Here is a 22,387-nt window from a genome sequence, read left to right as displayed (position 1 = left end):
GCGGGTCTTGCTGGTGTTGGCCAGCGTGCGGCCCTCAGTCCGCGGCGGCGACGATTACCTTTTGCCCCAGGTCGGATCCTTCCGGCAGGGCGGCGATGATGGCGAGGGAGCCGTCAGCTTCGCGTCGCGCGACCACGACCGCCAGCCCATCCACATCGGTGTGGATCGCGTCTGGGGGCAGCGCAGTTGCCATCCGCATCGTGGCCCGTGCCGTCTGGCGCCGGTCAGGCCTGGTGGGCATGTCCGATCGCCGTTGTGCGCGTTCGTCGCGGACCAGCGCCTTCAACCCGCCATTATAGGCGGAAAGATAGGCCGCCAATGTGCCCGGCCCCATATCGGCGGTCGAACCATGGTCAAGCGCGGTCGCATATTCGGTGATGCGGGTTTTGTCATAGGTGGAACCGAAAACCAGCTTGATCACGGCCGTCATCGGGCTGCGGGCCTGGACCTTGATCCCCGCGTCGTCCAGCAGTTCGGCATATTCCTGCGCGGAACGCCGGGTCACCAGCGCAAAGTCATAGGCAAGGCCGATCGCGCGATAGAGGGCGGCATGGCTGCGCGCTTCACTGGTTCGTGCCTTCTCGGCGCCATCGCGAGCGATGGCCAGCCAGTCCGCCAGAGGGGCGTCTTCCGGCGGACTTTCCATGCCGGCGAGGTCCAGTATGTCATCGTCGTCAACGCCTGGTCCATCCGCCCATATCGGTGCTTCGCTGCGTGCAGGGGGATTTTGCAACAGCGTCGTATCCACCTCGCGTTCTATCGCGTCGGCAATGTCCTGGCTGGCCAGTTCTTTCCAGTTTATGACGCCGAAAACGAAATCGATCGCTTCGTCATCGGACGAAAAGGGCATCAATATGCCCCGATAGAGAATCTCGACGTTGCGCTGGTTGATGAATTCCGCCTCGAATCCGATCGGTGCTGCATTGGCGATGATCTGCAGATAATGGTCGGTCAGGCGCGACAGCAGCGAACGGGTCGGGACGTCGTTGATATAGCCGATAGGGCCTTCGATCTGGCATTCCTGGCGCAAGGCGGTGCCTAGATAGACCACGGCCGGATTGTCGATGCCGGCCGTGAAGTCCAGAAGGACGCTATAGGGGCCGAAATCGTCCATCTGATCCGGCGACAGGTCCTCGATCGACGGCAGGGTGCGATTGCCCAGCAGCGACGCCCAATAATTATAGGCGCGCACCTGCATGCGCCGCTCCTCCGCGCCCACGCCCTGCGGGCCGTCGATCGCTGCGTCATCGGGATAGGGGAAATCGTCCTGGTCATTGGCGACTTCATGTCCCCGCAGAGTGTCCATCCGGTCGGTCCTTGGAACAATAGAAAAGCGACTTTGGAATCGACAGTGGCATGCGATGGTAAACATGCTGTAAAGACGCGATGCGTTCCATCGGTTCCCCGGCTCGTTCCGCCTTCGTGCGGATTGCGAGCGCGGGATGAGCGGTAAAGTGTAATTGGACGCTTGTCCTTCACGCCAACCGCTGTTATCTGCCCGCCCCGACGCCGCTTTAGCTCAGTTGGTAGAGCACATCATTCGTAATGATGGGGTCACGTGTTCGAGTCACGTAAGCGGCACCAGGCCTTCTAAAAGGCCAGGATTTCTCAGGAAAACACGGATTTCTGCGGTTTCTGTTCCTGCCAAGGTACATGGCTAGGGTACAAGGAAGCTGCTATGGGTTGGCTTGTGAAGCATATCCAGAACCATCCGGGAGGAAGGAAATCCTTCCGTCGCCTATACCCTCCGCACCTCCTCCCCTACCTTTCCGGAACCCAGTTGAGGGTCTCGCTGGGCCGTCCTGATTCGGCAGATTTCCATGAGCGGTACGCGAAGGCGGCGCGGCAGTGGGAGGAGGACGTGGCGCTCGCCGAGAAGAAGCACGCGGGGTCTTTTGTCGCCCTTGATGGCCCCACCATCTTGCACCTCGCGGCCGCTTTCCACGCAGAGGCTCTGGAGGAGGACGAACAGGCCCGGTGGGATGCCGATGAGCGGCAACAGTTCAAGGCCATTGCGGTCCGCGTCGATGAGGCCGGAGGGGTGAACTCATGGGCTGGCTCGGAGCGCTCTCGCTGGGCGACGAAGGCGCGGGAAACGCAAGAGGCCGCGCTGGCTTCCCGCAAGGCCCTGAAAGCCACTGGGGACCTTCAGGGCGTTCTGGACGAGTGGGCTGACGAATCCTTGCTCCTGGCCGAGGCTCGGGGCTTTCTTGTCAATCCCTCCGACCCCCTTCTGCCGGAGCTTTGCCGCGCACTCAACGATGCCGCTATATTGGCGGCCCAGGACCGGCTGAAGCGCCTGGAGGGAGAAGACGTGCCGACGCCTGCTGCTCCCGAGCCTCCGGCGACTGCGGCCCCTGCGAAGGCAGTCAGGAAGAGGGGCGGCGAGGTCCTCCTCATGCCGACCTTTGAGGCCTACGCGACCGCCCAGGGCATTTCGGAAGGGGTCCGTAGGGAATGGCGTAAATACATCCAAAGCCTGATAGGTTTTGTGGGCCATGATGACGCTCGGAGGTTAACACGGGACGACGTGGTCGCGTGGCGCGATCATCTTCAGGTCACGCCCATGCGGAATGGTGCGTTGCGCAAGCCTGTCACGGTCCGGGATAAGTACATCACAGCCCTCCGATGCACCCTTACCTGGGCCAAGGAAGAGAAGCGCCTAGAAGAGAATGTGGCAGCGGACGTAAGGGTCCGCATCCCGAAGGAGGCTAAAACTAGAGACAAAGATTTCACCATGGACGAGGCCAAGGCGATCCTACAGGCGAGCCTTGAAGCCCCGACCGGCCGCCTATCGGCACCCTATGTCAGAGCGAGGCGTTGGATACCCTGGCTTTGTGCTTACAGCGGGGCGCGGGTGAATGAGTTGAGTCAGCTTCGCAAGGAAGACATTTTCGAGAGCGATGGCGTATGGGTCATGCAGATTACGCCCGATGCGGGGACCGTGAAGACCCGTGACACCCGCCTAGTCCCGTTGCATCCACACATTCTTGAGCAAGGTTTCCTTGGCGTTCTCAAGGTGCTGGGCAGTGGTCCGATTTTCTATGAACCACAAAACCTACGATCCACCGGCGATAAGGTTAAAGGGAGCCGTCACATCAAAAAGGTTGGCGAGCGGCTCGCTGAATGGGTGCGTAAGGATGTTGGGATAGCGGACCCTGCGATCAAGCCAAATCATGCTTGGCGGCATTTGTTCAAAACCATTTCAGCGGACGTTGGAATAGAAGAGAAGGTGGCGGACGCGATCCAGGGGCATGCCGCTACCACCACGGGCCGCAAATACGGCAAAGTTTCCGTCCAAGCCAAGGCGGCCGCAATAGAACGCCTGCCACGTTTTGAGGTCTCGTAGGGTGCTGCGGAGCCCCCTGTGAACGTTTGTCATCTTCCGGTGGGGCAGCGCGACGCTCACGGCGCTGAGTGGGTATATCTGGCCTCGAGAGGGCGGGCATGGAAGCGGCGAGTGGAATCGCGAATGTCGGCGCAATAGCGTTCATTGGACGCCGGGGAGGGAGCCTTTCGGTCTTCCCTCTGCGCTTTTTCCATAGTGCTACCCTACGAGGCGTCGTCTGCGCTGATGCGACTTTGGCCTGCATGGTTCCATCCCCGAGACGGTTTCCGGTGTTCGCAAAGGGGCCTCGTCGGAAATCTGAGGTCCCGGATGCTGCGCTAAGTGGCGCTTGGGACTCTGAGGGCCATCGAGCGCCTAGCAGGCCTCTAGGAGCGATAAGGAGCCGTGATAGGCCGTTGGTGACCCGAGGGGCTTAAGGGGCCTGAGCGGGCTTCCTAGTCGCGGGGGAGCCAATCTGCGCATGTTGAACGACTAAGGGGGGTGGATAGGCGACCGTCGGCTATTTGCGGTAAGGCGCACTCTTGCGGACATTGTGACGGAGTAGGCGTTGGCCGTGGAACAGCACTTCACGGTTCAATTGCGGATGATATTGCGAAATCGCGATCCGCCAGCATCGAGCTATAGAGATTTCGGGTCGAGTTGATTTCCACGAAGCCATAAAATCAGGCCGCCGGATTTCCTTCCGAAAAGCACGTAGAGCTTTAATTTCTGCATGGAGCTTTGTTGGTGCGAATACGGCCCGCATGGTCATAAATCCGCATTTTGGCGTTTTTCGATCAGAACCAGTGAGAATTATTCGATAAAATGGCATTTGTGCACCGATAGTCTGCTGAAATGGCGATCATGTGACCGCTATTGGCAACATTATAATTGATCGTAAACGCCCGCGATTGGTCGCTTCCTGCCGGGCAGCTTTCCCGCCCAGGAGCGGACCAACCGATGTCGGGTGTGCCTGGCGCCGATCGGCGCGATGAGCGTCTATCAGGGGTGGATTTACGACGGTCGGCTTCTGGGTAGATGATCGGCTATAGCTGCCGCTGCACGAAGAAAAATTGTCCGGCAACAGTCCCCCACTTGCGGACGCTCGAAAACGGCGCATGATTGCCCGATGTCGAGCCGCATCGCCTTCGCAACGATGGTTACGCTTCCGCTCCTAATCGGTTGTCAGCCTAAAGAGCCTGCTCAATCGACTTTGGTCGTGCCTGCTGTCGAGCAATGCGAACCTTTCGGTGGAACGGTTCAGAAGGTCGGCATGATAGGAATTTCCGCTTGCGTAATCCCGACCAAAGACGCCGGAAGATCATGCCGGAACAGCTCCGAGTGCCAAGGTCGATGCCTTGTCGAAGAGTGGGAGGGTGATCAACCTCCTCGCGTTGGCACTGCCACGACAGGCAAGTGCGAGGCCTCCAACATCACTAATGGATGCTTCGCCGAAGTCCGCCGTGGGAAGATTGCCACAGGGTTTCTGTGCGTAGATTAATGTCCGCTTCCACGAGATTTGGCCATTCAGTCTTCTACCCGCCATCTGAATGGGTATCCGGTTTCAGGCACATCAATGATCTGACGGAACGACAAAAAATGGTCGCTTACTGTTGGGCAGCTTTCGCGCTTGGAGACGGACCTACAGCTATCGACTCCAGTCAGCGCCTTATCAACGTGAGAAGATGCTCAACGGTGGCTAGCGAGCGGCCTGTTACCTGCTCACTTTACGTCGCAACCATCCACCAACGGCGACAAGCGTGAAACCGGCCAGCACTCCCAAAATCAATGCAAACACTGTGGAAAATCCGGAGCTTCTCGAAAAATCCATGGTCATCAAACCTACAATCGTTGCGAGGCCAATGGTGATATAGGGTGTGCTGTCGTTCGATTTTCCGCTCATGAACGCAAGCATGCTGCATCTGATGAATGCCCGCAATGGTCCGTCTTGTTCCGTCCGGATTTGGCCATGCGCCGTCGCGCCCCTCGTAGGCCTTCAGGCTTCTCCTTTGGCGCTCGGGGCGGTATGGAAGGAGAGGGAGGTCATCCGACCCTTTGCGGGACCGGGCGACCCCTAGGCGCTAGAGCTTCTCGCGAAGGTCTAGGAGGGCGACGACAAGTTCGCGGCTAGTGTCGCCCTCAACGCCCAGCGCCAGCCTGCTTTTAAAGTCCGACATGCCATCTTCGCCCAGTGTGTGGGGCGCCTCGCGTCCGCTCTAGCAGCTTCCACGGGCTCCGTTCCTGATTGCCATGATCTTACTCAGGTGCCCGGCAGCTTAGGCCGCTAGCCAGCTTGAGCGCCAAGGACCTTATAGACCGCGCTGCGCGAGCAGTTGAGCCGCCGCGCTATCTCCGTAGCGCCCAGACCCTCCGTTTTGAGCCTGCGAAGCTCCACGGCGTCCAGCGTGACCGGGCGACCCTTATAGCGCCCTTCGGCCTTCGCCTTTGCGATTCCGTCCTTTTGGCGCTCGCGGATGAAGCCAAGCTCCATTTCGGACACCATGCCTAGGACGGTAAGGACGACTTTGCCCATTGGTCCGCTGGTATCAATCTCAGGCTCTAGAACCCTCAGGGCTGCGCCACGCTCCTCCAGTTCATGGACGAGGTTGAGAACGTCGCGTGTCGAACGGCCCAGTCGGTCCAGCTTGGCAACGACGAGGGTATCCCCGGCCTGGATAAACTCCAAGATCGTCTCAAGCTCCGTGCGGCCCTCACGGCTGCGGCCCGAAACCTTCTCCATGCGGATGATGCTGCATCCCGCCTCTTTCAGCTTGGCGACCTGTATGTTCGTGGACTGGCTGGAAGTCGAGACGCGGGCATAACCGATCAGGCTCATGGAATGTGTCCTAGCTGAGATTGTGTAAAAAGGTCTAAGAGCCTTCGCGTTGATCGTCAACTAAATAGTCAAATGACCCTAAATGGACACCTGTATCAGGTGGCGGTGTACGCCCTCTGTGAGTGTACCTTAGTACACAGTCAGGCCAATCAGCGGCTGGCATCAATGTCGCCGGCTAATGTCCCGTTGCTTCAGGCGGGCGATCATGGGGTAATGCCGCCAGCCCTGTTCTCGCGCATGGGGGGCCGCTCAGGATTGCGGCAGCGCCCGACCCGGCTCAGCAGGTCCGGCGCGGGCAGGGCATTGGGTCCCATTCGGCCTTTGGGTTTCCACGGGTCCCCTTCCGACGCTGCGGGTTCCCCCTGATCGGCCATTCTCTAATCCAACTCGAAACTGACGGCTTCGCTCGCTCGCCAACATCAACATCGGACCCCAGGTGCATGCACGCTCGCCCTGAGATTTCCCGACCATCCGATTTTTAGGGTCCCCCTTTTTTCAATGGGTTCCCTTTCGCCCTGCGGGACCCCCAAGACGGTGCGGTGTGATCCATCTAAGCTACTTGCAGAGGGTACAAGGAGCAGGTACAAGTCCCTCGAACGGTAAGGCTCTGAAAGCCAGAAATTCCGGGGCTTTTGGCTATCCAAGAGTTCTTCCTGACCGCATCACGTAAGCGGCACCATCCCATCGGCAATCGTTAGAAGAGCAACGGATTGGTTGTCCGTTGGATTCGCGGTGCAGGCCGCATCCCTGGTGGGGGCTGTCCGGCGTGCTTCGCCGCGGTCCTTGGGACCGGCATTAGAACCGGAATGTCAGATAGGCGGCGAGATAGGTGAGGTCGCGGCCGGGCTTGAACTTTTCCGAAACGTCTCCGTAGATCGCATAATAGCCCAGCGTCATGAACGGGTTGAGCGCATATTGCCCGGCCGCCGTCACGCGCTTGCCAAAAAATCGGCTGTCGCTTTCATTGCCGCGCCGCAGCACCTGACCGCCCAGCGAATAGACGCCGTCATGGATCGAGGTGCGCCACAGGCCCGCGACCGAGAAATCGAGCTTCAGCTTGGCGCTCGGCTGGAGCGAGAGCATCGGCTGGATGATCGTCAGATTTTGCGGACCGAGGTCGCCATTATAGGTGAGCGGCTTGGGGAAGAGCGGGCCATAGGTACCGATCTTGCCGTCATCGGGGTTCTTGTCGCCCGAGCCGACATCGACGCGCAACGCCAGCTTGGGCTTCCATCCCCCCTGCCAGCTATAGGCGGCGGTGCCGGTGACATAATAAGCGTCGATGTCGAGATCGCCGAAATCGCCCCATTGGCGGATGCCCTCGACATCGATGCTCCAAGCGTCGCGCTTGCCGGCATAGCGCAGCGACAAAGTGCGGCGCTGGTCGCGCGCGGCGGCTTCGCTGTCGAAGGCGAGGCTGGCGCGGTCTGAGGAGACGAATAGCGCTTCGGCGCGGCCAGTGCGGGCGCCGGCGCCGAAGCTACGGCCGGCATGAAAGCCGGTCACATCATAATCATGGTTGGTTTCGTCATCGAAGGTGCCCAGCTTCTCCAGCACGGCATGGCCGGTGAGGAAGCCGCCATCCCATGGTCCCTGGCTGGCCATGACGCGCAGCAGGTCGAGCGAACGGCGGGTATTGGCGCCTTCGCGCATGTCGAACACGGTCTGGTTGCCGATGCCGATTTCCTGCCGGCCCAGGCGCGCGACGATCCGACCCTTGCCGACCGGCACATGCGCCTCGACAAAGGCCTGGTTGAAATCGAGCCGGCCCTCCTCGATCGGCGCGACGACGGAATCGAGGCCGGTGCTGGTCGCATGTTCAAGATCGACGAAGGCGCGGAACAGCCCTTCGACTTGGAGATCGCCCCAGATGCGGCTGCGCTGCTGGAAATTGCCGTCATCATCCTGGGGGCCGCGCCCCCAGCGCTCGCCCAGCCGCAGTTCGGGGCGCAGGCGCAACTCGCCGCCCAAGGTGGCATAGGTCTTGCCGACGATCGGCAGATATTTGAGGCGGGTCCACAGATTGGCGTCGCGCACGTCGCGGAAGCCGGAATAATCCTCATCATGGTTGATCGGGCGGAAGGCGGGCTTGGGCGCCTTGGGCCGTTCGCTGGCCTGGGAGAGGGGCAGTTGCGCCTCGGCCGGAGCCTCCTCCTTCTGCGCGACTTCGACAGGAGCGGGCGGCGGGGTCGGGGTGGCTTGAGCCGCAGAGGCGGCGAGGACGGGCGCCAGAAGATCGAACATGCATACTCTCCGGATATGGTTTTTTCTGGTTACGCGGTGGCCCGTTCGGGCCGTTTGGCGACGAGGCTCTGGAGCAGGTGGACGGCGAGGCCGAAGATCAGGCCCCAGAAGGCGGAGCCGAGCCCGATCAGCGTCATGCCCGATGCGCTGACAGCGAAAGTGACAAGGGCGGCGTCGCGGCCCTGCTCGGCGCGCAGCGCGGTGCTGAGCGAATTGGCGACGACCGGGAACAGGGCGAGGCCCGCCAGCGCGGCGATCAGCGTCTTGGGCAGGGTGGCGAACAGCGCGAGCACGGTCGCGGCAAAGGCGCCGAAGACGAGATAGGTGACGCCGCCCGCGATGCCGGCCATGTAGCGGCGGGCGGGATCGGGATGGGCATCGGGACCAAGGCAGATGGCGGCGGTGAAGGCGGCGAGATTGAGGCCATGGCAGCCGAACGGCGCGAGCGCGATCGAGGCGATGGCGCTGGCTGAGACGATCGGCCGGGCAGCGGGCTGGTCGTAACCCGCGGCGCGCAGCACGGCGATGCCGGGCAGGAACTGGCCGGTCAGCGCGACCACCGCCAGCGGCACGGCGATGCTGGCGGTCGCCGCCCAGTCGAAGCGCGGGGTGGTCCAAACCGGCATGGTGAGGTGCGGTGTGCCGATCGATCCCGACAGGCCGCCGCTGAGCGCGGTGATGGCGACACCCGTCACCAGCACCGCGACCACGGCATAGCGCGGCGCCAGCACGCGGCCGGCGAAGAAGGCGGCGATCATCGCGATCAGCATCATTGGCGCGGATGGCACGGCGTCAATCATGTCGATAACGAAACGAAAAAGGATGCCGGCCAGCATCGCGGCGGTGATCGCGGCGGGCAGCCGCTGCATCAATTTGTCGAAGGCACCGGACAGGCCGACCAGCAGCACCGCGAGATTGGCGACGATATAGGCGCCGATCGCGGTCGCGAAGTCGGTTTGCGGCAGCATCGTCACCAGCAGCGCCGACCCCGGTGCCGACCAGGCGATGACGATCGGCACGCGCCAGCGCCAACTGAGCAATATGCCCAACAGGCCGCTGCCGATCGAGATCGCCCAGATCCAGGAGGCGACGAGGGCGGATTCGAGGCCCTGCGCCGCCTGGAAGATGATTACCAGCGGGCCGGCATAGGATATGGTGGTGGCGATGATCCCGGCGATGATCGCCGGGATCCAGCCGGTCTGGCTTGCAGTCATGATGGTCCGATCACGCCGCCAGGGCGTAGTTTTCTCGGGCAACCTGCTGGCGACGGCTCAGCATGAAGACCAGGGTGGCCAGCACCGAGACGAGCCCCGGAATGGCGAAGGCGACGAAGTTGAGCGTCATCGGCAGTTGCGCCGCGAGCAGCACGCCGCCCAGCATCGGCCCGACGATCGCGCCGACCCGGCCCATGCCCGATGCCCAGCCCAGGCCGGTCGAGCGGACCGACAGGTCGTAGAAATCGGCGACGCTGGCATAGAGCAATATCTGCGTGCCGGTGGTGCCGGCGCCGGCGACGAAGATCAGCAGATAGAGGATCGGCATCGGTCCATTGAGACCCAGCAGGCAGATGCAGATCGCGCCGAGCAGGAAATAGGCGATGACGACGCGGGGCAGGCCGAACCGGTCGGCCAGCCGTCCGCCGCCGATGGCGCCGAGCATGCCGCCGAAATTGAGCGCCAACAGGAAGGACAGGCTGGAACCCAGGCTGTAGCCGGCGCTGCGCATCAGTTGCGGCAACCAGGACCCGAGCGCATAGACCATCAGCAGGCAGCAGAAGAAGCAGAGCCACATCGACAAGGTACCGAGCGTGCGGTTGTGACGGAACAGTTCGGCGATGCTGGTCCTGGTGGCGACGCCCTGCGGCTGGAGCAGCGGGCCGTCGAGCCGGGTGGCGGGGGACAGTCGCTGGAGGATAGCGAGCGCCTGTTCCTGCCGCCCCTGCCGGACGAGGAAGCCGGCCGATTCCGGCAGGCCGCGCAGGACGAGGGGCAGCAGGAGCAGCGGTACGGCAGCGGCAAAGAACATCGCCTGCCAGCCGAACAGCGGCAGCAGCCAGATGCCCAGGCCCGCCGCCGCCATGCCGCCGATGGCATAGCCGCTGAACATCAGCGCGACGAGCGTGCTGCGCATCCGCTTGGGCGCATATTCATTGGTCAGCGCGACCGCATTGGGCATCAGCCCGCCACAGCCCAGCCCCGCGAGGAAGCGCAGCGCGCCGAACATGGTCGGCGTCGTGGCGAAGCCGTTGATGAAGGTGGCGGCACTGAACAGCGCGAAACAGATGGTGATGCAGGTCTTGCGGCCGATCCGGTCGCCCAGCGGGCCGAAGAAGAGCGCGCCCGACATCATGCCGAACAAGGCCCAGCTGGCGAGCGACCCCGCCTGCGGGGCGGTAAGTCCCCATTGGTCCATCAACTGTGGAAGGACGACGCCATAAATGAAGACGTCATAGCCATCGACTATAAGCAGGATGGCGCAAGCAATGATGATCTTGAGATGTAGGTTTCCGAACCTGGCTTCGTCAATGTGACGATTTATATCGATACCCTGCATATCGATTCCTCTCCCTTATTGATGGGTATGATTTCCCGGGAAAGTGAAGGACATGCAGGGGGACGCCAAATACCAATTAAGTCCGATCGAAATACGCTGAGGGTATGGCGGGCAGTTCGGCGGCGTCAAAGCTCCTCGGTCAGCGCGGTCGGCACCTCATAGCCCCATTGCGCATATTGGCGGGCGATGACGGCGGCCATCAGCGCCAGTTCGGGGGAGCGGTCGCCCGGGCGGTGGCTCATGATGATGGGGGATGTGGCCGGCTCGATCAGGTCGCGGAAGGCGACATCGTGGCTGCGGGCGCGATGCACCGATTCCGGCACGATCGCCATGCCTTCCTCCGCCGCGACCAGGCCGATCGCGATTTGCAGTTCGCGGGCCTCATGCACGATGCGCGGTTCGATCGCATGGTCGCGAAACAGGGATATGACCTGGTCGGCATAGCTGGGGCGCGGCGCACGCGGATAGATGATCTGCGGTTCGTCGGCGAGATCACGGATCGAGATCGGCCCTTCGCCATGGGCCAGCGGGTGATCCATCGGGAAGGCGGCGACCATCTTCTCGTTGCGCAGGATGATGCGGCGCACCGCCGGGTCTTCGAACCGGATGCGGCCGAAGCCGACATCGATGCGTCCGTCCTTGAGCGCTGCAATCTGTTCCAGCGTGGTGCTTTCCACCATCACCAGTTCGACATTGTCGGCGACCTTGCGAAATTCCCGGATCAGCTCGGGCAGGCGGGCATAGATGGTCGAGGCGACGAAGCCGATCACCAGCCGGCGCCGGCGGCTGGTGGCGGCGGTCTTCACCATCGCCTCGACATCCTCCATCCGCGCCAGCAGTTGCAGCGCCTGGGCGTGGAGCAGTCGGCCGACATCGGTCAGCCGCAACGGGCGGCTGGCGCGGTCGAGCAAGGGCGCGCCGACATGCGCCTCCAGCTGCTGGATCGCGCGGGACAGAGGCGGCTGGGCAATATGCAGCCGGTCGGCGGCGCGGTTGAAATTGCCTTCGTCCGCGACGGCGACGAAATAGCGCAAGAGGCGCAGGTCCATCACTGGCTTATACCTCCAAAGTATCACCCCTTGACCGCATTGATCTTTGAAACCGGCGCAGCGGAGGCATAGCTATTCGGTGAAACGTAAGCATTTGGGAGAGTCGCCGCAATGGCTGGATTGCGCCACGCCGATACCTTCATCGTCGATGTGCCGACGATCCGCCCGCATGTGCTGGCGATGGCGACCATGCACGCCCAATCGATGGTGATCGTCCGCCTGACCGATGCCGACGGTATCGAGGGGATTGGCGAGGGCACCACGATCGGCGGCCTGAGCTATGGCGAGGAAAGCCCCGAAAGCATCAAGTCGGCGATCGACACCTATATCATCCCCGTCCTGGAAACCTGCGACCTGGCGCAGGTCGGCGCCACCATGGCCAAGGTTGCGCGCTGCGTGCGCGGTAATCATTTCGCGAAATGCGCGGTCGAAACGGCGCTGCTCGACATGGCCGGCAAGCGGCTGGGCATCCCGGTATCCGAACTGATCGGCGGTGGCCGGGTGCGGGACAGCCTGCCGGTCGCCTGGACGCTGGCCAGCGGCGATACAGCGCGCGACATTGCCGAGGGCGAGGAAATGCTGGGCCTGCGCCGCCACCGCATCTTCAAGCTGAAGATCGGCAAGCGCGAGGTGCGCGACGATGTCGCCCATGTCGGCGCCATCTGCAAGGCGCTGGGCGACCGCGCCAGCGTGCGCGTCGACGTCAACCAGAACTGGTCGGAGGCACAGGCCAAGATCGGCATGGCCATGCTGCATGATGTCGGCTGCGAGCTGGTCGAGCAGCCGATCGCCGGCGACGCGATCGCGGCGATGGCGCGCCTGTCCAAGGGGCAATCGGTGCCGCTGATGGCGGACGAGGCATTGAATGGCCCGCGCAGCGCGCTGCGCATCGCCACCGCCCATGCCGCCAGTGTCTTCGCGCTCAAGATCGCCCAGTCGGGCGGCCTGTTCGCCACGGCCGACGTGGCGGCGATCGGCACGGCGGCGGGCATCGGCCTTTATGGCGGCACGATGCTGGAGGGCGGGGTCGGCACTGTCGCATCGGCCCATGTCTTCGCCACCCTGCCGGACCTCGCCTGGGGCACCGAATTATTCGGTCCGCTGCTCCAGACCGAGGATATTTTGCGCGAGCCGCTCGGCTATGCCGACTTCTCGCTCGCCGTGCCGACCGGGCCGGGCCTGGGCATCGCCTTTGACGAGGACAAGCTCGCCTTCTTCCGACGCGATCGCACGTCGCCCGTTCTTCACGCCGTTACCGCAGGAGCCTGAAACCCATGCTGTTCATGGTCGAAATGGACGTCAACATCCCGCTGGATTTCGACGCGGCGGAAGCCGCCCGGATCAAGGCCGCAGAAAAGGCCTATTTCCAGACGCTGCAGACCGCCGGCACCTGGCGCCATATCTGGCGCAAGGTCGGCCTCTATTCCAACGTCTCGATCTTCGATGTCGAGAGCAATGCAGCCTTGCACGACACGCTGATGGCGCTGCCGCTCTATCCCTTCATGACGATGACAATCACGCCGCTCTGCCGCCATCCGTCCTCGATCCATGCGGATGATCGCTGATCGTCCGACGCAGACCGCAAAGCTTAGGAGAGAAAAATATGGGTACCAGCTTCGTAGAAACACCGGAAATCCAGAACCTGCTCGATCGTGTCGCGGGGCTGGACTGCGACGGTGGCGACGCCCGCATGAAGGGCATCGTTCGCGACCTGATCCAATCCTGCATGACCATCATCGCCCGCTACGACATCAGCGAGGATGAGGTGTGGAACGCGGTCAACTTCCTGCAGGGCGCGGCCGGGGCTGGGGAGCTGGGCCTGCTGATGCCGGGCGTCGGCCTGGAACATTTCATCGATCTCTACATGGATGCCAAGGATGCCGAGGCCGGCAAGTCGGGCGGCACGCCGCGCACGATCGAAGGGCCGCTCTATGTCGAAGGCGCGCCGATCGTCGAGAGCGGCGCCTATCTGACCGACGATGCCGACGATACCGATACGCTCTACATGACCGGCCGCATCATCGGCCCGGATGGCGAGGCGGTGACCGATGGCCTGGTCCATGTCTGGCATGCGGATTCGCACGGCTTCTATTCGCATTTCGACCCGACCCACGAACAGACGCCATTCAATAATCGCCGTCGCCTCAAGATCGCGGCGGACGGCACCTATGCCTTCTCGTCGAAAATGCCCAACGGCTATTCGGTGCCGCCGGGCGGCGCATCCGACACGCTGATGAAGGCGCTCGGCCGGCATGGCAATCGGCCCGCCCATGTGCATTTCTTCATCGAGGCGCCGGGCTATCGCCGCCTGACCACGCAAATCAACTTCGGCGACGATCCGTTCGCTGCCGATGATTTCGCCTTCGGCACCCGCGAAGGGCTGCTGCCGGTGCCCAACCGCCAGGGCGACAGTGCGCATATCGCCTTCGATTTCCATCTGCAGCGCGCGGACGGTGAGGGCGACGAGGCCTTCTCGACCCGCAAGCGCCTGGTGGTGGATGCCGTCGAACCGGTCACAGAGCCGGCCTGAGAGGAGAGAGGATCATGACCAGCCCCATGGCTTTCCTGCGCGACCGTGTTGAAACTGCGGTCGTGGACGATCCGGAAACCGGCATCTTCCGCTGCCGCCGCGACGTCTTCACCGACCCGGAACTGTTCGATCTGGAGATGAAATATATCTTCGAGAGCAACTGGGTCTATCTGGCCCATGAGAGCCAGGTCGAGAAGAAGAACGACTATTTCACCACCTGGATCGGCCATACGCCGGTGATCCTGACGCGGGCCAAGGATGGCGGCCTTAATTGCGTGGTCAATGCCTGCGCCCATCGCGGCGCCAAGCTGTGTCGCCGCAAGCGCGGCAACCAGCCCTTGTTCGTCTGCCCTTTCCATGGCTGGAGCTTCAAGACCGACGGCAAGCTGTTGCGCGCCAAGGATGCCAGCACCGGCGCCTATCCCGACAGTTTCGACCATGAAGGGTCGCACGACCTGACCAGGGTGCGGGTCGAAAGCTATCGCGGCTTCATCTTCGGGTCGCTCAATCATGACGTCCTGCCGCTGGAGGATCATCTGGGCGAGGCCAAGGTCATCATCGACCAGATGGTCGACCAGGCGCCTGAGGGGCTGGAAGTGCTGACCGGCAATTCCACCTACACCTTCCACGGCAACTGGAAGATGCAGATGGAAAATGGCTGCGACGGCTATCATGTCAGTTCGGTCCATGAAAATTACCAGTCGACCATGGGCCGCCGCGCCGAAGGCGGGACCAAGGCGGTCGACGCCAATGGCTGGTCGAAGGCGCCGGCGAGCGGCGTCTATGGCTTCGAGCATGGCCATATCCTGCTCTGGACTCAGGTGCTGAACCCCGAAGTCCGCCCGGTCTGGAACTATAAGGACCAGCTGGTCGAGCGACTGGGCGAGGACAAGGCCCGCTTCATCCTGGAGCAGACCCGCAATCTGGCGCTCTATCCCAATGTCTTCCTGATGGACCAGTTTTCGACCCAGATCCGCGTTGTCCGCCCGATCGACGTGCATACGACCGAGGTCACCATCTATTGCTACGCCCCCAAGGGCGAGAGCGCGGAAGACCGGGCGCATCGCATCCGCCAATATGAGGATTTCTTCAACGTCACCGGCATGGGTACGCCCGACGATCTGGAGGAGTTCCGCAGCTGCCAGTCGGCCTATGAGGGCGCGGGCGAATTGTGGAACGACCTCAGCCGCGGCGCGACCCGCTGGATCGCCGGGCCGGACAGCAATGCGACGGCGATGGGCATGAACCCGCTGCTGTCGAGCGAGCGCAGCGAGGATGAAGGGCTGTTCGTGCGCCAGCATGAATTCTGGGCGCAGATCATGCTCGACGGCATGGCCCGCGAAGCTGGTGCGCCGATGATGGAGGCCGCAGAATGACACTGGTGCTCGACACGGAGCGCGCTGCGCTCTCCTATCAGGATATCTGCGCCTTTCTCTATCGCGAGGCACGGCTGCTCGACGATCGCGAACTGGACGAGTGGCTGGAATGCTATGCGGAACAGTGCGAATATTGGATGCCGGCCTGGACCGACGATGATGCGCTGACCACCGATCCGCACAGCGAAATCTCGCTGATCTATTATGGCAACCGCAAGGGGCTGGAGGATCGCGTCTATCGCTTGAAGACCGAACGGTCGTCGGCCAGCACGCCGGAGGCACGCACCTCGCACTTCCTGGCGAATATCGAGGTGATCGAGACGCGGAGCGATGCGATCGACCTGCGCTACAACTGGCACACGATGAGCCATCGCTACCAGAAGACGCAGCAGTTTTTCGGAACCAGCTTCGTCACGCTGGACATCAGCGGCGCGGCGCCGAAGATCCTGAAGAAGAAAATCGTCCTCAAGGACGACTATATTCATCAGGTCATCGACGTCTATCATATCTGAGGGGCGGGCGATGATCTTCCAGAGACGCTTCGCCGGCAAGGTGATGGTCGTGACCGGCGCGGCGCAGGGCATCGGTGCCGGTGTCGCCACCCGTGCCGCGGCCGAGGGCGCCAGCCTCGTGCTGGTCGACCGGGCGGACTTCGTGACCGATGTCGAGCAGGCGATCGTGGCGGCGGGTGGTAAGGCGATTTCGGTCACCTGTGACCTTGAAACCTACGCGGGCGCGGCGCAGGCGATGGCGGCGGCAGTCGCGGCGTTCGGGCGCATCGACATCCTCGTCAACAATGTCGGCGGCGCAATCCGCATGCGGCCCTATGCGCAGTTCGAGCCGGACCAGATCGACGCGGAAATCCGCCGCTCGCTGATGCCGACCCTCTATTGCTGCCATGCGGTTCTGCCCGCGATGCTGGAGCAGGGTGCGGGCACGATCGTCAACCTGTCGTCCAACGCCACGCGCGGCATCCGCCGCGTGCCCTATTCGGCAGCGAAGGGCGGGATCAATGGCCTCACGCAAGCACTGGCGATGGAATATGCGGAGGCGGGCATCCGTGTCGTCGCAACCGCGCCCGGCGGCACCAGCGCGCCGCCGCGCCGCGTGCCGCGCAATGCCGAGGGCGACAATGCGCAGGAGCAGGCCTGGATGGCCGAGGCGGTGGAACAGGTGACATCGTCGGCCTTCATGAAGCGCTACGGCACGCTGGACGAGCAGATCGCGCCCATCCTTTTCCTCGCCTCCGACGAGGCCAGCTATGTGACCGGATCGGTCCTGCCCGTTGCGGGCGGCGATATCGGCTGAAGGGACTGAAGACATGCAGAAAATATTCGACAGCCCTCGGGTCGCACTGGAAGGTCTGTTGTTCGACGGGATGACGATCATGTCGGGCGGCTTCGGCCTTTCCGGCAACCCCGAAAGCCTGATCCCGGAAATCCGGGCGAGCGGCGTGAAGGATCTGACCGTCATTTCCAACAACGCCGGCGCCGACGGCTTTGGCCTGTGGATGCTGCTGGAAAGCCGACAGGTCAAAAAGATGATCTCGTCCTATGTCGGCGAGAACAAGCTGTTCGAGAGTCAGTATCTCTCCGGCGAGCTGGAGCTGGAGTTGAACCCGCAGGGTACGCTGGCCGAGCGCATCCGCGCCGGTGGCGCCGGCATCCCGGCCTTCTACACCAAGACCGGCGTCGGCACGGTGGTGGCCGAGGGTAAGCCGGTCGAGAATTTCGAGGGCGAGGACTATGTCCGCGAAACCTGGCTGCGCGCTGATCTGTCGATCATCAAGGCCTGGCGGGCCGACCCGGCCGGGAACCTGATGTTCCGCAAGACCGCGCGCAACTTCAACCCGAACATGGCGACCGCCGGCAAGGTGACGGTGGTGGAGGTCGAGGAAATCGTGCCCGAGGGCAGCTTCGATCCCGACAGCATCCACACGCCGGGCATCTATGTCGACCGCATCGTCCTTTCCACCATCAACGAGAAGCGGATCGAGAAGCTGACGGTTCGCGAAAGGGAGAGTGCATAATGAGCTGGACTCGCGACGAGATGGCGGCGCGCGCCGCGAAGGAACTGCGCGACGGTTATTATGTGAACCTCGGCATCGGCATCCCGACCCTGGTGGCGAACCATGTGCCCGACGGCGTCAATGTGACGCTGCAGAGCGAGAATGGGATGCTCGGCATCGGCCCCTTTCCCTATGAGGGCGAGGCGGACCCTGACCTGATCAACGCCGGCAAGCAGACGATCACTGCACTGCCGACCAGCAGCTTCTTCTCCTCGGCCGACAGTTTCGCGATGATCCGGGGTGGCCATATCGACATGGCGGTGCTGGGCGCGATGGAGGTGGCCGCCAATGGCGACCTCGCCAACTGGACCATCCCCGGCAAGATGGTGAAGGGCATGGGCGGCGCCATGGACCTGGTCGCGGGCGTCAAGCGCGTGGTCGTGGTGATGGACCATGTGTCGAAAAATGGCAGCCCCAAGATATTGCCGACCTGCTCGCTGCCGCTGACCGGCAAGGCGGTCGTCGACCTCATCATCACCGACCTCGCCGTGATCGCCGTCGATCGTGCGAAGGGCGGCCTCACCCTGGTGGAGTTGGCGCCGGGTGTGACCGAAGCCGAAGTGATCGAGAAGACCGGCGCGCCGCTGGCGATCCTCGCAAACGCATAAGACTGGAATTTACCGTGCCCAATCTGACCGTCGTCAACCGTGCGGGGGACGAAACGACTATCGATGCCCGCGAAGGCGTGTCTGTGATGGAGGCCATTCGCGACAATGGCTTTGACGAACTGCTCGCCCTGTGCGGCGGCTGCTGTTCCTGCGCCACCTGTCATGTCTTCGTCGATGAGGCTTGGACCGGCGCGGTCGGCCCGGCCAGCGGCGACGAGGATGATCTGCTCGATTCCTCCGACCATCGCGGCGACCGTTCGCGCCTGTCCTGCCAGATCATGATGACGGCCGCACTCGACGGGCTGCGCGTCGCCATCGCGCCGGAGGATTGAGCATGGCCTTCATCCAGCGCACCGGCGCGAACCTCTACTGGAAGCGTGACGGGCGGGAGGATGCGCCCGCGCTGGTGCTGCTGAACAGCATCGGCACCGACATGGATTTGTGGGACGGCGTGCTGCCGCATCTGCGCGATCGCTTTGCTGTGCTGCGGATCGATGCGCGCGGTCATGGCGCCTCGATCGCCGAGCCGGGTGATTATGCGCTCGCCATGCTGGCCGACGATGTGCTGGCGGCGGCCGATGCGGCCGGGTTTGATCGTTTCTCTGTGGCAGGCGTGTCGCTCGGCGGCATGATCGGCATGGAACTGGCACTGCGCGCGCCGGAGCGGATCGAGAAGCTCCTGCCGATCTGCACCTCCGCGACGATGGACAGCGCGTCCTGGAACGATCGTATCGCCAAGGTGCGGGGCGAGGGCATGGCCGCCATCGCCGATCTTGCCATGGGCCGTTTCCTGTCCGACGCTGCCGAACCCGCCCTCTATGAAGCGGTGCGCCGTCAGTTGCTGGCGATGGATGCGCAGGGCTATGCCGGCTGCGGCGCGGCGATCCGCGACATGGATCTGGCCGACCGGATCGGCGGCATCGCCTGTCCGACCCTGGTCGTGACCGGCACGCGCGACACATCGACACCCCTTGAAGGGCATGGCGAACATCTGATCGCCCGCATCCCCGGCGCGGCGCATGTGGCGCTGGAAGCCGCGCATCTTGCCCCGCTCGAAGCGCCCGAGGCGCTGGCGGGCGCTATTACCTCTTTCCTGGAAAGCTGAGACTATGGCACAGGCCTTCATCTGCGATGCCGTCCGCACCCCGATCGGCAAGCTCAACGGATCGCTGGCGACCATCCGCGCCGATGATCTGGCGGCGCTGCCGCTCAAGGCGCTGATGGCGCGCAATGGAGGGGCGGACTGGTCGGGGCTGGACGATGTCATCCTGGGCTGCGCCAACCAGGCGGGCGAGGATAATCGCAACGTCGCCCGCATGGCGGTGCTGCTCGCGGGCATGGGGGAGGCTGTGCCGGGCGTGACCGTCAACCGGCTTTGCAGCTCGGGCCTCAACGCGCTGGGCATGGCGGCGCAGGCGATCCGCAGCGGCGACGCCGATTTCCTGATCGCTGGTGGCGCCGAGAGCATGACCCGCGCGCCCTATGTGCTGGGCAAGGCCGGCAGCGCCTTTGGCCGCGACCAAAGACTAGAGGATACGACGCTCGGCTGGCGCTTCGTCAACCCGGCGATGAAGGCCGCCTATGGCGTCGATACCATGCCCCAGACCGGCGAGAATGTCGCCGAACAATGGGGCGTCAGCCGCGAGGAACAGGATCGCTTCGCGCTGGCCAGTCAGGAGAAGGCGGCGCGCGCGCAGGCAAGCGGTCGCTTCTCCGCCGAGATCGTGCCGGTTTCGATCCCGCAGAAGAAGGGCGATCCGCTGCTGTTCGAGGCGGACGAGCATCTGCGCGCCACCAGCCTGGAGGCGCTGGCGAAGCTGAAGCCGGTGGTGAAGGCTGACGGCACGGTGACGGCGGGCAATGCGTCGGGCCTGAATGACGGCGCGGCGGCGATGCTGGTCGCTTCGGAAGCGGCGGCGGTGACGCACGGACTGACGCCGCGCGCTCGCGTGATCGGCATGGCGGCCGCCGGCATCGCGCCTCGCATCATGGGCGCCGGCCCGATCGAGGCGGCGCGCAAGCTGCTCGCCCGCAACGGGATGACCGTCGATCAGCTCGACGTGATCGAACTCAATGAAGCCTTTGCCAGCCAGGCGATCGCGACGCTGCGCGACCTGAGCATCGATCCGTTCGACCCGCGCGTCAATCCCAATGGCGGCGCGATCGCGCTCGGCCATCCGCTTGGCATGTCGGGCGCGCGCATCGCGCTGTCGGCGGTCGAGGAATTGCATCGGACCGGTGGACGTCATGCGCTGGCCTTCATGTGCATCGGCGTCGGCCAAGGGCTGGCCGTGCTGCTGGAGCGGGTGTGATGACCATGGATCAGGCCGATATCGTCATCGTCGGGGCCGGCCATGGCGGCGCGCAATGCGCGATCGCGCTGCGCCAGAACGGTTTTGCCGGGACCATCATGGTGGTCGGCCGCGAGCCCGAATATCCCTATGAGCGGCCGCCGCTGTCGAAGGATTATTTCGCGCGCGAAAAGGCGTTCGAGCGGCTGCTTATCCGGCCGCCCACCTTCTGGGCCGAAAAGGATGTGAACTTCCTGCTCGGCACTGAAGTGACGGCGGTCGATCCGGCGGACAAGCAACTGACGCTCTCCGACGGGCGCAGCCTTGGCTATGGCAAGCTGGTCTGGGCGACTGGCGGCGATCCGCGCCGGCTGAGCTGCGCTGGCGCCGATCTGGCCGGCGTGCATGCGGTGCGGACTCGCGCCGACTGCGATGCGCTCATGGCCGAACTGGACGGCGGCGCGAAGAGGATCACGGTCATCGGCGGTGGCTATATCGGGTTGGAAGCCGCAGCCGTTCTTTCAAAAATGGCGCTCGACGTCACCCTGCTGGAAGCACTGCCCAGAGTGTTGGCGCGTGTTGCGGGTGAGGAACTGTCTGCCTTTTATCAACAGGAGCATCGCCGTCATGGCGTCGATCTGCGCCTCGGCGTCGCGGTAGACAGTCTGGAAGGGAAGGACGGGCGCGTCATTGGGGTGAAATTGGCGGATGGCGAAGTCCTTGCCGCAGATGCCGTGATCGTGGGCATTGGCATCGTGCCGGCGGTCGGGCCGCTGCTCCAAGCGGGGGCAGGTGGCGTCAACGGCGTGGATGTCGATGCGCATTGCCGGACGTCGTTGCCAGACATCTACGCCATCGGCGATTGTGCCGCCTTTGCCTGCGACTATGCGGGCAGGCAAATCATGCGCGTCGAATCGGTGCAGAATGCGAATGATATGGCGACATGCGTGGCCAAGGCGATCTGTGGCGATGAGCAGCCCTACAGGGCCTTCCCCTGGTTCTGGTCGAACCAGTTTGATCTCAAGCTGCAGACGGCGGGGATCAACGTCGGTTTCGACCAGGCTATCATTCGCGGTGACCCCTCGGACCGCTCCTTCTCCATCATCTACCTCAAGCAGGGCCGCATTCTCGCGCTCGATTGCGTGAACAGGGTGAAGGACTATGTGCAGGGCCGCAAACTGGTCGAGGCAGGCGCCATGCTGGAACCGCACCTGCTTGCGGACGTCGATCTGCCCTTGAAAGAACTGGTCTGATTATCGTCCGGGTGGCGGAGGCGGGTGGTTTCGCCGAGGCCGCACGGCAGTCGCACATGAGCCCGCCGGCCATCACCTGCGCGATTGCGATGCTGGAGGACAAGCTTTACGAGATGGCGCCGCTGATCCGCAGTTCCCTCGACCGCAAGGTGGCAATGGGCACGGGCGCGCGGCACTGACCGAACTGGCGCCGGGAAGGGATGGCAAGGCGCGGCCGGCACGCATCTTCCGGCTGGCTTGAGGTGGGGGAT

At 63.3% G+C, this 22,387-nt stretch carries 20 protein-coding genes and 1 tRNA gene; 15 read left to right on the top strand and 6 right to left on the bottom strand.

Annotated features, from left to right (window positions below; all coding sequences use genetic code 11):
* Window positions 1-34: 34 nt before the first annotated feature.
* A complete protein-coding gene (locus PMI04_RS18470) occupies window positions 35-1,306 on the bottom strand; it encodes a hypothetical protein (protein ID WP_007710763.1) in 1,272 nt (423 codons plus the stop codon).
* Window positions 1,307-1,508: 202 nt separating this feature from the next.
* Between PMI04_RS18470 and PMI04_RS18465 the strand changes: the two genes are divergently transcribed.
* Together PMI04_RS18465 and PMI04_RS18460 are read left to right on the top strand one after the other, a co-directional pair.
* Window positions 1,509-1,584 (top strand) — tRNA-Thr (locus PMI04_RS18465).
* 94 nt (window positions 1,585-1,678) lie between these two features.
* Window positions 1,679-3,349, top strand: a complete 1,671-nt coding sequence (locus PMI04_RS18460) for a tyrosine-type recombinase/integrase (protein ID WP_007710764.1) — start codon at window positions 1,679-1,681, stop codon at window positions 3,347-3,349.
* Window positions 3,350-5,612: 2,263 nt separating this feature from the next.
* Here the strand turns inward: PMI04_RS18460 and PMI04_RS18455 are convergent.
* The 5 genes from PMI04_RS18455 to PMI04_RS18435 all read right to left on the bottom strand — a co-directional run bounded on the left by PMI04_RS18455 (window position 5,613) and on the right by PMI04_RS18435 (window position 12,010).
* Window positions 5,613-6,164 (bottom strand): recombinase family protein, encoded by a 552-nt coding sequence (locus tag PMI04_RS18455; RefSeq protein ID WP_007710765.1) that lies wholly within the window; start codon window positions 6,162-6,164, stop codon window positions 5,613-5,615.
* 795 nt (window positions 6,165-6,959) lie between these two features.
* Complete coding sequence (locus tag PMI04_RS18450) at window positions 6,960-8,408, bottom strand: alginate export family protein (protein ID WP_007710766.1); 1,449 nt, start codon at window positions 8,406-8,408, stop codon at window positions 6,960-6,962.
* A 29-nt stretch (window positions 8,409-8,437) separates the two neighbouring features.
* Window positions 8,438-9,622 carry a benzoate/H(+) symporter BenE family transporter gene (locus PMI04_RS18445; protein WP_007710767.1) on the bottom strand — a complete coding sequence of 395 codons (1,185 nt, stop codon included), beginning with the start codon at window positions 9,620-9,622 and terminating at the stop codon, window positions 8,438-8,440.
* Between the two features lie 10 nt (window positions 9,623-9,632).
* Window positions 9,633-10,961 (bottom strand): aromatic acid/H+ symport family MFS transporter, encoded by a 1,329-nt coding sequence (locus tag PMI04_RS18440; protein WP_007710768.1) that lies wholly within the window; start codon window positions 10,959-10,961, stop codon window positions 9,633-9,635.
* Window positions 10,962-11,086: 125 nt separating this feature from the next.
* A complete protein-coding gene (locus PMI04_RS18435; protein WP_007710769.1) occupies window positions 11,087-12,010 on the bottom strand; it encodes a LysR family transcriptional regulator in 924 nt (307 codons plus the stop codon).
* 111 nt (window positions 12,011-12,121) lie between these two features.
* Between PMI04_RS18435 and PMI04_RS18430 the strand changes: the two genes are divergently transcribed.
* From PMI04_RS18430 to PMI04_RS18370, 13 genes are read left to right on the top strand one after another with little or no spacing between them, the layout of a single operon-like run.
* A complete protein-coding gene (locus tag PMI04_RS18430; RefSeq protein WP_007710770.1) occupies window positions 12,122-13,279 on the top strand; it encodes a muconate/chloromuconate family cycloisomerase in 1,158 nt (385 codons plus the stop codon).
* A gap of 5 nt (window positions 13,280-13,284) precedes the next feature.
* Window positions 13,285-13,575 carry a muconolactone Delta-isomerase gene (catC, locus tag PMI04_RS18425; RefSeq protein WP_007710771.1) on the top strand — a complete coding sequence of 97 codons (291 nt, stop codon included), beginning with the start codon at window positions 13,285-13,287 and terminating at the stop codon, window positions 13,573-13,575.
* A 38-nt stretch (window positions 13,576-13,613) separates the two neighbouring features.
* Window positions 13,614-14,540 (top strand): dioxygenase, encoded by a 927-nt coding sequence (locus PMI04_RS18420; RefSeq protein WP_007710773.1) that lies wholly within the window; start codon window positions 13,614-13,616, stop codon window positions 14,538-14,540.
* 26 nt (window positions 14,541-14,566) lie between these two features.
* Window positions 14,567-15,916, top strand: a complete 1,350-nt coding sequence (locus tag PMI04_RS18415; RefSeq protein WP_081491016.1) for a Rieske 2Fe-2S domain-containing protein — start codon at window positions 14,567-14,569, stop codon at window positions 15,914-15,916.
* Entirely contained in the window at window positions 15,913-16,428 is a 516-nt protein-coding gene (gene benB, locus PMI04_RS18410) for a benzoate 1,2-dioxygenase small subunit (RefSeq protein ID WP_007710777.1), read from the top strand. The genes PMI04_RS18415 and benB overlap by 4 nt, the downstream gene beginning before the upstream one ends.
* Window positions 16,429-16,438: 10 nt before the next feature.
* Window positions 16,439-17,224, top strand: a complete 786-nt coding sequence (benD, locus tag PMI04_RS18405) for a benzoate diol dehydrogenase BenD (protein ID WP_007710779.1) — start codon at window positions 16,439-16,441, stop codon at window positions 17,222-17,224.
* A gap of 13 nt (window positions 17,225-17,237) precedes the next feature.
* The gene (locus PMI04_RS18400; protein WP_007710781.1) at window positions 17,238-17,945 is read left to right on the top strand and encodes a CoA transferase subunit A; all 708 of its coding nucleotides are present in this window, start codon (window positions 17,238-17,240) and stop codon (window positions 17,943-17,945) included.
* Window positions 17,945-18,592, top strand: coding sequence for a 3-oxoacid CoA-transferase subunit B (locus PMI04_RS18395; RefSeq protein WP_007710784.1), 648 nt, complete (start codon window positions 17,945-17,947; stop codon window positions 18,590-18,592). Before PMI04_RS18400 ends, PMI04_RS18395 begins: the two co-directional genes overlap by 1 nt.
* 14 nt (window positions 18,593-18,606) lie before the next feature.
* Window positions 18,607-18,924, top strand: coding sequence for a 2Fe-2S iron-sulfur cluster-binding protein (locus PMI04_RS18390; RefSeq protein ID WP_007710788.1), 318 nt, complete (start codon window positions 18,607-18,609; stop codon window positions 18,922-18,924).
* A 2-nt stretch (window positions 18,925-18,926) separates the two neighbouring features.
* Window positions 18,927-19,697, top strand: a complete 771-nt coding sequence (pcaD, locus tag PMI04_RS18385) for a 3-oxoadipate enol-lactonase (protein WP_007710791.1) — start codon at window positions 18,927-18,929, stop codon at window positions 19,695-19,697.
* 4 nt (window positions 19,698-19,701) lie between these two features.
* Window positions 19,702-20,904, top strand: a complete 1,203-nt coding sequence (gene pcaF, locus PMI04_RS18380) for a 3-oxoadipyl-CoA thiolase (RefSeq protein WP_007710794.1) — start codon at window positions 19,702-19,704, stop codon at window positions 20,902-20,904.
* A gap of 5 nt (window positions 20,905-20,909) precedes the next feature.
* On the top strand, window positions 20,910-22,136 hold the full coding sequence (locus PMI04_RS18375; RefSeq protein ID WP_037486540.1) for an FAD-dependent oxidoreductase: 1,227 nt from the start codon (window positions 20,910-20,912) through the stop codon (window positions 22,134-22,136).
* A gap of 11 nt (window positions 22,137-22,147) precedes the next feature.
* Window positions 22,148-22,315: a LysR family transcriptional regulator gene (locus tag PMI04_RS18370; protein ID WP_238535922.1), complete on the top strand. Its 168-nt coding sequence runs from the start codon at window positions 22,148-22,150 to the stop codon at window positions 22,313-22,315.
* Window positions 22,316-22,387: the final 72 nt, after the last annotated feature.

It is taken from the genome of Sphingobium sp. AP49 (assembly GCF_000281715.2).
Taxonomy (GTDB): domain Bacteria; phylum Pseudomonadota; class Alphaproteobacteria; order Sphingomonadales; family Sphingomonadaceae; genus Sphingobium.
This window is presented reverse-complemented; position numbering and strand designations above follow the sequence as displayed.